Genomic DNA, 11,928 nt, shown 5'->3' on the forward strand with positions numbered 1-11,928 from the left:
AGTATACCTTGGCTTTGTAGCTCGCGTTTACTCTTCTACTACTATACATTTTGGGTGGGTTGTTCGCGAGGGCCAGAGTTTACTCTGGGGGCTGAGCGGGGGTTTTTTCCTTTTCCCGGTGTTTTTTCACACTTTCTATCGCGCTTTCTGTTTTTATCTGTGCGTGCCTTGGGATGGTGATTGGTTCTGCCCTTTGGGTAGTTTTTGGTGTTCTATAACGTTAGTGGAAGCTGGATTTTACGTGCTGCTATTCTTTTCCTTTACGGGGGGCGTCGGTTCCTTTAGGGAAGGTTTCTAGCCTGGGTTTTTGTCAATCTTGTATCTCTGATCTTCGGTTGTTTGGGTTTTCCTGCGCGCGTTTTTTCCTCTTTTATCTCCAGTTACTGATTGTTATGCCGGTATCTTCCGACGTGGGTGTTTGGTGTGACACTAGGGATATAATATAATGGACAACAACTTTAGTTCTTTTGGTCTTCCAGTTGTTTTGTTGCAAGCTTTAGATAAATTGGGGTTTAAGTCCCCAACTCCAGTTCAGTTTGCTACTATTCCAGTAGCGATGACGGGTAAAGATGTTTTAGGATCTGCACATACGGGTGCGGGCAAGACTGCAGCGTTTGGTATACCATTGGCTGTTAATTTGATTTCAAATGCTGAAGCGTCAGCACTTGTTATGACTCCCACCCGTGAGTTGGCAACTCAGGTTATGAGATCATTATCCGATCTTTTGGGTGGTTCTGCTATCAAGACGGCTTTGTTAATTGGTGGTGATTCTATGGAACATCAATTGCGTCAATTGAGACTTAAGCCGCGTTTGTACGTTGGGACTCCAGGTAGAATTAATGATCATCTGATGAGGGGTAGTCTTAATTTAAGAAATGTTGGTTTTTTGGTTTTGGATGAAGCAGATCGCATGTTGGACATGGGATTTTCTGTGCAAATAGAGAGGATTTGCAAGCATTTGCCGTCTGAACGCCAAAGTTTGCTTTTTTCTGCTACCTTGCCACGTAATATTATGCGTTTGGCCGAAACTTATTTGTCTAATTACGAACGTGTAGCGGTTGGATCTACCATCAATCCTGCTGAAAATATCAAGCAAGAGGTTGTTTTTGTTGATGAAGATAAGAAGTATAGTGCCTTGCTTGACCAACTAAGGGATCGTAGCGGTTCGGTGATTGTTTTCGTTAAGACGAAGTATTCTGCGGATCGTATCGCCAATAGCCTTTCTAACAGTGGTCATGATGCTAGGGCTATACACGGCGATTTGAGACATAATAAAAGAGAACGGGTTATGAGGGCGTTTCGTCAAAAACGATACCGTGTTCTTGTTGCCACCGATATTGCTGCGCGTGGACTAGATATACCTCATATTCAACACGTAATTAATTATGATTTACCACATTGTCCGGAGGACTATATCCATCGTGTAGGACGTACTGCACGAGGTGGTTCAAATGGGGAGGCCTTATGTCTCGTTTCGCGCTCAGATAGGCGTAGATGGTACGCTATAGACAGGTTTATGAAACCAGATTCACGCGACAGCCATCTTCCATTGCGTCGAGGTTCTTCTTCTAGATCTAGTAGTGGTTCGGCGAGTAAGGCCGTTTATTCTCGCAACCGCTCTTCATTTGGTGGTCAAGGTGCTGATGGTAGGGCTTCTGATCGTGGTCCCCGCCGCCAGAATCAGAACAAAAACTTTTCTCAGCAGCGAGTTTCTTCCTCCGCTAGAAGGTCAGATAGGCGTTCTTCGGTTAGTTTCGAAGAAGTGGTTTCTGTTTAGTAAGCAGGAAGAGTTGAGCATAGTTCTCTGTACCCGTTTACGCTTTCTTGGTACTGGTACATTGTCCCAGAGCTGATCTCAAAAAAACATAAATGTATGCTGAGTTTTCCTTGTGATACCGCTTCTTTTATCCAGGGGAAGCTCATGCAGTTTTTGTATGAGTTTTTTAACATCTCCTTGGCGTAATTGTCTATATTTTCATCTTCGGAATCATACGGTACTTGAGCACAGGATAGCCACGGCAGCAGAAAATCTGTTGAATCCAGAGGGTGCCTTAGTGCTTTTATTCCTGCGCATTGACTGTGACCAATTATTATGAAGTGTTTTGTGTTGAGGAACTTTATGCCGAATTCCATGGCGGCCACGGTTCCGTCCTTGTTGTTATCCTCAGCACACGGATTATAACGGGGAACAATGTTTGCAACGTTTCGTATAACGAAAAGATCACCTGGATTAGATTGCATAATTATGGCGGGGTCGACGCGGGAGTCGCAGCACGATAGCACCATTATTTCCGGATTCTGTCCTAAGTTATGCAAGTCTTTCATGGTAGAATTATTGTTTGAGGCATACACTCTACGAAACTTACTGTAACCATTGATAATTTTTTCCCAGCTTGTCATCATAGTACGTGCCATCCCCACCCATAAATTACTTAAAACAGAGGTATTGCTTACAAAAAAACGGGGACAATTGTACCAATAGTTTCTTGATTTGTCGAAGAATTGGCTTTCTAATATAACCAATATTAATGTAGCATGTCCGCTTCCTATTTCTTATCGTAGGTGTTGTTGGACATTGGTATCATCTACTGCAGGAGTGCTTTTTTATGCCAGAAGATAATTCTAGACGAGGTGTTGTTCTGGTTTCTGGGGGGATGGATTCTGCAGTTTTGATTGCACATCTAGCTAATCAGGGATATGAGTTATATGCTATTTCTTTTGAATATGGCCAAAGGAGCTGTTACGAGACTGTTCTTGCCAGAGAACTGTGTCATACTTACGGTGTTTTAAGGCACTGGGTGCAGCGTATAGATTTCCCTTGGGGTGGTTCGTCTCTTATTGATAAATCGAAGGATATCCCTCAAAGATTACCTAGTAGTGATGAGGTTCATAATACCTATGTTCCAGGTAGGAATACTATTTTTTTGTCCTTTGCTCTTTCTTGTGCTGAGGTAGTGGGGGCCAGTAAGGTTTTTATTGGAGCAAACGAACTCGATTACTCTAACTACCCGGATTGTAGAAAGAATTATTTTGATGCCTATAATAATCTTGTGACTCAAGCTGTACCTCGTGCGGTCGGTTTCCATTCGATTAGTATTGAAGCACCGTTTGTTAATTTTTCTAAGTCTGATATCGTTGTTCTTGGGTATAGCTTGTGTGTAGATTTTTCACGTACCTTGTCTTGTTATCAGGCAATAGATAATGTCTTAGCCTGTGGGTGTTGCTCTGCGTGCCTTTTTCGTAGGCGTGCTTTTGTAGTTTCTGGTGTTCCAGATACTACTCTCTATGCATAGTTTTTTAACTGCTGTTGTTCTTAATAATGTCTCAAGGGGGACTGTAATGATTGATTTGGATTTCATCCTATCTTTAAAATCAGATATTTCTGATTCTAAAAAAAAGTTAATTGAAATTTGGAACTATCTTTGATGTTGATCGTCAACGTGATCGTTTGCTTGAGCTAGACAAGATTTTGCAAGATGAATCCATATGGTCAGATGTTCCTCGTTATCAAGATCTTCATAAGGAAATGAAGATTCTTCAATCTTCTGTAGATCAATTTGATAATCTCTACAGAGATCTTGAAGATGCATCATCCCTCCTATCTTTGGCAGAAGAGGAGTCTGATGCTTCCCTTATTTTGTCAATTAAGGATGATTTGTCCCATTTTAAACTAACACTAAATGATATGGAGATGCGTTGTTTGTTCTCTCAACCGATGGATTCTAATTTCTGTTTTTTGGAAATTCAATCCGGTGCCGGTGGGACAGAGGCGCAGGATTGGGCAGCTATGCTGCTTCGTATGTATCTTCGTTATTGCGAGAAGAAGTCTTTAGCGGTTGATGTTGTTTCTTGTGATGAAGGTGAGGTTGCTGGCATTAAAGGCGCTACAATATATGTAAAGTCGTCCTATGCTACCGGGTTGTTGCGTACTGAGACCGGTATCCATCGCCTAGTGCGTAAATCTCCATTTGATTCAAATTCGCGCAGACATACCAGTTTTGCTTCTGTTTTTGTTTATCCAGAAGTAGATGATAGTTTTGATGTAAAGCTTAATCCTGCTGATTTGCGTATTGATACCTACCGTGCTTCAGGTGCTGGTGGTCAGCACGTTAATCGTACTGAATCCGCAATTCGTATTACTCATATTCCTACTAACATTGTTGTTCAGTGTCAAACTGATCGTTCTCAGCATCGTAATCGTGAAGAAGCTATGCGTGTTTTGAGGTCACGGTTATATGAGCATGAATTTAAAAAAAAACAAGAAGCACAAAAGGCATTGGAGGATACAAAATCAGATATTGCTTGGGGGCATCAGATTCGTTCTTATGTGCTTGATCAATCACGTATTAAGGACTTGAGGACTAATATGGAGACAGGTAATACTCAGGCGTTTTTAGATGGTGATTTGGATAGTTTTATCATGGCTAATTTAAAACAGTTAGCATCTCTTTCCAAATCATTTTTTTCAAATTGACAATAGTTGAGTTAAGACAATGGCAGAATATACCAAGGTTGATGATGTAGATACCAGTCATATTGTTCGTGAACGTTTTGAGAAGTTGTCACTTATGCGTCAGCAAGGTGTTGCTTACAAAAATAATTTTCGTCCACAAGATAAGGCTGATCATCTTATAAAGTTGTACCAGCACGTTACCGATTCAGAATTGAGTTGTCGAGAAATATTTGTAACTATTGCTGGTCGTATTGTTCTTAAACGTTTGATGGGTAAGGCTAGTTTTGCCACTTTACAGGATTGTACCGGTAAGATTCAAATTTACCTTAGTGAGAAGAATATAGATCCCTCAGTTTGCGATAATTTCAAAACTTGGGATTTAGGTGATATTTGCTATGTTGAGGGGACGATATTCCATACCAAGACAGGTGAATTGACGGTTAAGGTAACCAATATTGAGTTAGTTTCGAAATGTCTTCGTCCATTGCCAGACAAGTTTCATGGACTAGTTGATCAGGATAAGCGGTACCGTCAACGCTACGTAGATTTAATTGTTAATGAGGAGACACGCCGAGTTTTTTTGAATCGATCTAAAACGATTTCCTCTGTTCGTCATATGTTGGAGTCTCATGATTTCCTAGAGGTAGAAACCCCGATGATGCATCCCATTCCTGGTGGTGCAGTCGCTAAGCCTTTTGTTACTCACCACCACGCTTTAGATCGTGATCTTTTTCTTCGTGTAGCGCCTGAGCTTTATCTTAAACGTTTATTAGTAGGTGGTTTTGACCGAGTGTTTGAGATAAACCGTAGCTTTCGTAATGAAGGTATTAGTCCACGTCATAATCCTGAATTTACCATGCTTGAGATGTATGCTGCATATAGCGATTATATATGGATGATGGATTTTACTGAAAAATTGATTCGCCAAGTGGCAATTGATATTTTGGGTACTGCTGTTTTTACCTACCAAGGACGAGAGATAGACATTTCCACTAAATTTCGCCGCCTTAGTATGCTTGAGGCAATTAAAGAGCATGCATCATATACAGATGATCAGTTGGCAGACTCAAGATTTATTGTCGAACAATTGGAGTCATTTGGGGTAAAGAAGGATTTGCTAACTTGTCAAGGTTCATTGAGTTCCCTGCATGTTTTTCTGTTTGAAAGTGTGGCAGAAAATAAGTTGTGGCAACCTACGTTTATTGTTGATTACCCTACGGAGATATCACCTCTTTCCCGAGCTTCTGACGATAATAAAAATGTTGCAGAGAGATTTGAGTTATTTGTTGCAGGAAGAGAACTTGCTAATGGTTTTTCCGAGCTTAATGATCCTGAGGATCAAGCTGCACGTTTTCAGCAGCAAGTTATTCAAAAAAATGCTGGTAACGAGGAGGCCATGTATTATGATGCTGATTATATTCAGGCTCTTGAATATGGTATGCCGCCGGCAGGAGGATGTGGTGTAGGAATAGATAGGTTGGTTATGTTGCTTACTAATACATCTACTATTAGGGATGTAATCTTTTTCCCTCATTTGAAAGGAGGGTGAGCCTAAGTATTTTGAGGTTAAGTTAACTACGTTAATTTTATTGAATACAATGTTGATATTGTTTACTTTTTGTGCTCATGGAATTTATTATGGACTTGAGTTTATTAGATGATGATCCTGATAAGTTTGTGTCTCGGATGTTAGAGTCCATGCTTTCTAAGGGGGCTTCTAATGCCTTTCTTATTGTTCCTTCTCCACTGAGTTTTCGTATTTCAGGCGAAATTTTTCCTCAGACTGAAGAGCCACTCCTGCAGTCTCAAGTCAACAGAGTGGTGAATATTTTTTTGACTGATTATGAAAAGGAAAAATTGCGTCGAGACTTAGATGTTAATTTCAGCTATATGCTTCCAGGAACTGATCACCGTTTTCGTGTTAGTGTTTTTCGTCAGGCAGGTCATTTAGCTGCGGTTATACGTACTATCAATTCTGATATTCCAAGCATTGATAGTATGGGTTTACCGGAAATTTTTAAGGATATAGCTTTATACAATAGTGGTCTGGTGTTGTTTGGTGGTCCTACTAATGCTGGAAAGTCTACTTCTATTGCGACTCTGATTGATTATAGAAATCGAATGAAATCAAGTCATATTCTTATTTTAGAAGAACCCTTAGAATATGTTCATAAGCCAATAAAGTCAGTTATTACCCATCGTGAAATTTCTCACGATGCTAAGTCGTGGAATTTAGCATTAAAGTACGCAATGAGGCAGTCACCAGATATGCTATTTCTAGGTGAAGTACTTGACATAGAGACTATGGAAAATATTCTGCAGGCGTCTACTGTAGGTCATTTTGTCCTAACAACTATTCACGCTAATACAGCGGTACAAGTTATAGAGCGTTGTTTTTCGATGTTTGCTGATCCAATGAGACAAAATCAGGTGTTAATGAACTTAGCTCTTAACTTGAGGGCAGTAGTGTGTCAAAGGTTGATTCGTAGTAAATCTAATGGTGTTGTTCCTATGGTGGAAGTCATGATTAACAATCATTCCATATCCAATTGTATTATGAATAGGGACCTCGATAAAATACCTCAATTGATGGAGGTATCTAGTAGTGGTGGAATGCAAACCTTCCAGAAACATTTGGTTGATCTAATTGGTAAGGATAAAATAAGCGTCGAGGATGCATTGTGGTCTACAGATAATAGCGTAGACCTGCAAATTGCGTTGAGGTCTGCTGGGCTTATAGATGCCATTAGTAGCTCAGAGTCCTCGTTTACTCTCTATGAGTCCAAGGATAAGAAAAAATTATCTTCATCCTCATCTGAGTAAATAAGTGTTGTTTTTGTGACCCATAGAGCTTATTCCCTATTAAATTATTTGTCTATTTTAGTAATCTACTCTTTACTGAATTTTTCTGACTTGTTTTCATTATCTAGTAGGTGGCAATGTGCTAAATACAGAGAGCTTAACTAAAAAGTTTCCTCCTTCCATTTTGATGTCAATATTAAGTGGTTTTACTGCTTTTTTGAATTTGTATGTAGCTCAACCATTTTTTGTTGAATTGTCTAATAGCTTTCATGTTTCTATTTCTTCTATTGCTTTTGTTCAGTCTTTGCTTTTGTTAGTGTTGGCAATATCTTCTCCTTTTGTTTCTGCCTGTAATGATATTTATGGTAGGGACTTGATGTTGAAAATTTCATTTGCTGGATTGGTTATTTGTCAACTTGTTACGTCTATAGCAACTAAATTTTGGATATTTGCTATGGCTCAATCGTTGCTGGGTTTTTTCCCTCCAGCTATTATTACTGCAGCAGTTATAGCTGCATCTAAGCAATCATCTCATGATGCTTCATTGCGAGGGTCACGTCTGTATATAATAAGTATTGCTACTGGAGGTACAGTATCGCGTCTATTATCTGGGGTAATTTCTGATATCTTCGGAGGGTGGAGAGTATCGTACGCAGCTATTGGTTTAATAACCGCTGTTTTTTCGTTCATAGTGCTTGTTTTATTGGTTAAACCTGATAATCACAGCGCAACGCATTTGAGAAAGAACTCTCTAAAAAATAAAGTACTCCATGTCATTTCTGAGCTTGGTGAGCATTTGACAAATACTAGCTTGCTCAAAGTTTATTTTTGTGGGTTTTTACTGCTTTTTTCTATTATTTCAGTTTACACGATTAATGTTTTGCGATTATCACACTATCCGTTTGAAACTTCTGCTACGGAGAGGGGAGCACTGTTCTTGGCTAATTTAGTAGGGTGTCTTGTTGCTTCACGTGCCATGATTATTCTACACAATCGTAGTCGTAGCTATACTTTCTGGTATTACTCTGTTTTTTCGATGATTTTAGGTGTGTTTGTTTGTTGGATTCAAAGTAAGTTTTTTGTGTTCCTTGGGACGTTTATTGCTGTGTCAGGATGTTTCGGAGTTCAAATTTGTTCTTTGTCTTCTGTTTCAATGAGAGCAACCAGAGCGCATTCTTCTGCTGTTGGGCTATACACTACTTCTTATTATTTGGGTGGTTTCTCAGGAAGTTACTATATGGCTTATATGTACGAGCATAGAGGTGTTTCTCATTGTATAACTTCCCTGTTGTTGGTATCAGTTATCCTAATGATGCTTCCTCTAAGTGTTAGTTCCAAAAAGAAATCTGTAGATTTATAGGGGGGTAACCACTACATCTTTTTGTAGTAATCGAGAAAAAGATTTAGTACATAACGATGGGTTTCCTGTGGTTAAGAATTCGTCTGTATGATTATCTTTATGTGATGGTATTATTGGTTCTGCTATTATGTTCATTAATCTTTCCGATATACTTTTTTCCGTGTGGATGATGTTGGTTCCTGGGGGCAATTCTTCCCTAATTTGGGATAGTATTAGAGGGTAGTGAGAGCAACCAAGTATCAGTGTGTCTATGTTTTTTTCATATACAAACTTCAAGTGACTACATATAATCGATTCTTCTACCTTGTCGTCGTGTTCTATGCTCTCCGCTAGTCCTTGATCAACTTGGAAAAAAAAAGAGCAGTCTTTTCCATACTGGTTTATTAATTGTATGACTTTAGTGCTAGTAATGGTCAATTTCGTTGCTAAGAGACCGATGTTTCCATTTTTTGACAAATGTGATGCGGGTTTTATACCGGGTTCCATTCCGATGAAATTTGTACTCTGGAACTTTAGTCGTAATTCTGATAGCGCTTGCACTGTAGCTGTGTTGCAGGCAATTATTATAATAGAGCACTGCTTATGTATGAGTACTTTTGATAGCTTAGTTACTCTTTGGCATATATCTTGTGTGCTGCGAATTCCGTATGGCATGTAGGCAGTGTCGGCAATGTAAATGATTCGGTGTTGTGTTTTGATATTTGATCTTATAGCTTTCCATACACTCAGCCCTCCAACCCCAGAGTCTATTATGCCGATCATACCGTTCAATTCGCTGATGCAGGTTTTACATGAGGCTGAAACAAAGCAGCAACTTTTTTCTTTTCAGTTGTACTTCTTTTTATAGAAAAATGTGATACGGACGTGCAATTTTTTTCCCTCTCTACTTCAGCCATGTATGGTCTGTCGACAAAGTCACTATCATCACAATCAGATGCAGCATTACCGCTAGGTTTGTTCGTATTGTTTATATGGTGGCGTCGGTTGGTGTTAGAGTTACTGGTACTTCCGCTATCTTCTAATGAAATGCGTCTTATTTTTTTTCCTATCAAATTTTCAATCTCTTTTAAACGCTTTTCGTCCTGTGGCGTTATCAACGATCTTGCTATACCTTTCTGTCCTCGACGACCGGTTCTTCCTATACGGTGAACGTAGGATTCTGATGATTGCGGAAGACTGAAATTTATTACTTCCGGCAAGTCAGAAATATCTAAACCACGGGCAGCAATATCAGTAGCTATCAATATGTCTACATTCTGGGTTTTAAATGCTTCTAGTGTTTCTACGCGTTCTTTCTGTGATCTGTCACCATGTATTGCAGCTGCCAATAATCCTTTGTCTGATAACCATTGGGATAAACGTGTGCAAACCTCTTTAGTTTCAACAAAAATTAGTGTTTTTTGGTTAGTTTGTCGCAATAGCTGCAGCAATACGGCTTGCCTGTTTTTGTCCGAAACCACATGTATGACATGCTCTATGGTATCCGCAACAGAATTGAGCTCAGATACTTGTATTCTTATCGGATTGCGTAGAATTTTTTGAGCAAGGACATCAATTTCAGGGGATATGGTTGCTGAAAACAAAAGATTCTGTCTTTCGACGGGTAGGTGGCCAATTATTCTTGTAATGTCAGGCAAAAAACCCATGTCTAACATGCAGTCTACTTCGTCTAGGATTAGGATGCCTATTTCCTGGCAGCGTATATTTTGTAATCGCAGATGATCTAGCAGTCTTCCTGGTGTTGCAACTATTATTTCTCGCCCTTCACGCAAAGCTTGTGACTGTACGTCTATGTGCATTCCCCCAAATATGGCACATGAGCGCAGAGGTATAAAAGGAGAAAATTTATTGACGGCTTCGCAAACTTGCAATGCCAACTCTCTAGTTGGTTCCAAAATCAGAACGCGAGGAGGATGTTTTGCTGGGGAAAAACTATTGTTAGCCCACGGAGCTATTCGTTGTATTACCGGAAGTGAGAAGCTGGCGGTTTTTCCAGTTCCTGTTTGGGCAATACCAAGAACGTCGCGGCAAGAGAGAACGGCAGGTATGGCGCTTTCTTGTATCGGTGTAGGATTTTTGTACCCCAACTGATCCAATATGGCCAACAGTTCAGGAATCAGACCTAGATCTTCAAAACTAGTCATGCACCACTATCTCCGATAGCCACAGGGTTGAACTTCACATTGTCCAGTACTATTCTCCGGATCACCAGTATTTTACTTACACATTCTTGCTTAGACAGGAGAATTAGTTATCAATTGTGGTAGATTATAGTTGATTTTCATCTAGTTATCAAAGATAAAGACTAGATTGATACTATATTTATGACCCATGAGGTATATTCAGGGCTTTTAATCTTGTTTCAAGGCAATGTTTGGTATGTCATTTTCTAATTGCAATTTGCCTTCTTCTTTTTCTATTGCAACTCGATCTTCAGAGTTAGCTTTGTGGCAGGCTAACTCGATTCGCAATCATTTGTTGAATTTTTACCCGCAATTGTCAATAGATCTTTTACCTATAAAGACACAAGGAGATCTTATTGTAGATCTCGATGATTGGAGGAGCGTTGCCTCCAGAGGGATATTTGTTAGGCAATTGGAATTGGCAATTATGGAAGGGGAGGCTTTTTGTGCAGTTCATTCGTTGAAAGATGTTCCTTATTTGCTACCTGAAGGACTGGACTTGGTCTGGATAGGTCACAGAGATGATCCGTCAGATGCTTTTGTGTCATATGGCTATGACTCTCTTGAAGATGTACCAATTGGAGGTAGCATTGGTACATCTAGTATTCGTCGTTCTGTTCAGATTAAATATTATCGTCCAGACCTTAAAATTGTTCCTATTCGCGGTAATGTACTGACGCGCCTAAAAAAAATTCAAGAACTTTCTTTAGCTGGGATTATTTTATCTTCGTCAGGATTAACTAGATTGGGGTTGGATTCACTTATAAAGCAACGTTTATCTTTTTCAATTAGTATTCCAGCGCCAGGACAGGGTTTTTTAGCTATTGAGGCCAAAAAAGAGTACGAAAATTTAGATGTTTGGTCCCTTATGAATGATGAAGATGCCATTCTTGCTAAGACTGAACGGCGTTTAGGGGAAATGCTGGGTGCAAATTGTAATATTCCTTTGGCGGCTTATGCTTTTTATGAGAAATCAGGCATTGCCCTTCACGCCCGTCTTTTTTCCTCAGATGGGACTGATATGATTGAATTTAATGACACTGTATCTAGCAGGGGTGATTGGCAAAGCCTTGCCGATAGAGCAGTACAATATTTTCAAGAGGGGGCGTTTTTTGCTAGGAAATTATGAA

The 11,928-nt window shown here is 39.6% G+C and carries 11 protein-coding genes; 8 read left to right on the forward strand and 3 right to left on the reverse strand.

The window, feature by feature from the left end:
• The first annotated feature begins 54 nt into the window (after window positions 1-54).
• Window positions 55-180 (forward strand): hypothetical protein, encoded by a 126-nt coding sequence (locus Arg41_RS08435; RefSeq protein ID WP_278183670.1) that lies wholly within the window; start codon window positions 55-57, stop codon window positions 178-180.
• A gap of 265 nt (window positions 181-445) precedes the next feature.
• Window positions 446-1,777: a DEAD/DEAH box helicase gene (locus Arg41_RS04710; protein ID WP_092343080.1), complete on the forward strand. Its 1,332-nt coding sequence runs from the start codon at window positions 446-448 to the stop codon at window positions 1,775-1,777.
• Here Arg41_RS04710 and Arg41_RS04715 read toward each other — a convergent pair.
• Complete coding sequence (locus Arg41_RS04715) at window positions 1,774-2,415, reverse strand: carbonic anhydrase (protein WP_242641402.1); 642 nt, start codon at window positions 2,413-2,415, stop codon at window positions 1,774-1,776. The two genes, Arg41_RS04710 and Arg41_RS04715, sit on opposite strands and share 4 nt — an antisense overlap.
• A gap of 191 nt (window positions 2,416-2,606) precedes the next feature.
• Here Arg41_RS04715 and queC point away from each other — a divergent pair, with 191 nt between their 5' ends.
• The 5 genes from queC to Arg41_RS04740 all read left to right on the forward strand — a co-directional run bounded on the left by queC (window position 2,607) and on the right by Arg41_RS04740 (window position 8,615).
• Window positions 2,607-3,293 (forward strand): 7-cyano-7-deazaguanine synthase QueC, encoded by a 687-nt coding sequence (gene queC, locus Arg41_RS04720; protein ID WP_092343081.1) that lies wholly within the window; start codon window positions 2,607-2,609, stop codon window positions 3,291-3,293.
• Window positions 3,294-3,339: 46 nt separating this feature from the next.
• Window positions 3,340-4,474, forward strand: a protein-coding gene (prfB, locus tag Arg41_RS04725; protein WP_278183671.1) for a peptide chain release factor 2 whose coding sequence is annotated in 2 segments (ribosomal slippage) — window positions 3,340-3,423 and window positions 3,425-4,474 — 1,134 coding nt in all. Because the reading frame shifts where the segments join, the coding sequence is not laid out codon by codon here.
• A gap of 19 nt (window positions 4,475-4,493) precedes the next feature.
• Window positions 4,494-6,002, forward strand: coding sequence for a lysine--tRNA ligase (gene lysS, locus Arg41_RS04730; protein WP_092343083.1), 1,509 nt, complete (start codon window positions 4,494-4,496; stop codon window positions 6,000-6,002).
• Between the two features lie 89 nt (window positions 6,003-6,091).
• Entirely contained in the window at window positions 6,092-7,276 is a 1,185-nt protein-coding gene (locus Arg41_RS04735; RefSeq protein WP_157722280.1) for a type IV pilus twitching motility protein PilT, read from the forward strand.
• A gap of 118 nt (window positions 7,277-7,394) precedes the next feature.
• Window positions 7,395-8,615 (forward strand): MFS transporter, encoded by a 1,221-nt coding sequence (locus Arg41_RS04740; RefSeq protein ID WP_092343085.1) that lies wholly within the window; start codon window positions 7,395-7,397, stop codon window positions 8,613-8,615.
• Here Arg41_RS04740 and murI read toward each other — a convergent pair.
• Entirely contained in the window at window positions 8,610-9,377 is a 768-nt protein-coding gene (gene murI / locus Arg41_RS04745; RefSeq protein WP_092343086.1) for a glutamate racemase, read from the reverse strand. The two genes, Arg41_RS04740 and murI, sit on opposite strands and share 6 nt — an antisense overlap.
• Before the next feature lie 5 nt (window positions 9,378-9,382).
• On the reverse strand, window positions 9,383-10,759 hold the full coding sequence (locus Arg41_RS04750; protein ID WP_092343087.1) for a DEAD/DEAH box helicase: 1,377 nt from the start codon (window positions 10,757-10,759) through the stop codon (window positions 9,383-9,385).
• Window positions 10,760-10,994: 235 nt separating this feature from the next.
• Here Arg41_RS04750 and hemC point away from each other — a divergent pair, with 235 nt between their 5' ends.
• Window positions 10,995-11,927 (forward strand): hydroxymethylbilane synthase, encoded by a 933-nt coding sequence (gene hemC, locus Arg41_RS04755; protein ID WP_157722281.1) that lies wholly within the window; start codon window positions 10,995-10,997, stop codon window positions 11,925-11,927.
• Window position 11,928: the final 1 nt, after the last annotated feature.

The organism is Candidatus Ichthyocystis hellenicum (assembly GCF_001460935.1).
Classification (GTDB): Bacteria; Pseudomonadota; Gammaproteobacteria; order Burkholderiales; family 2013Ark19i; genus Ichthyocystis; species Ichthyocystis hellenicum.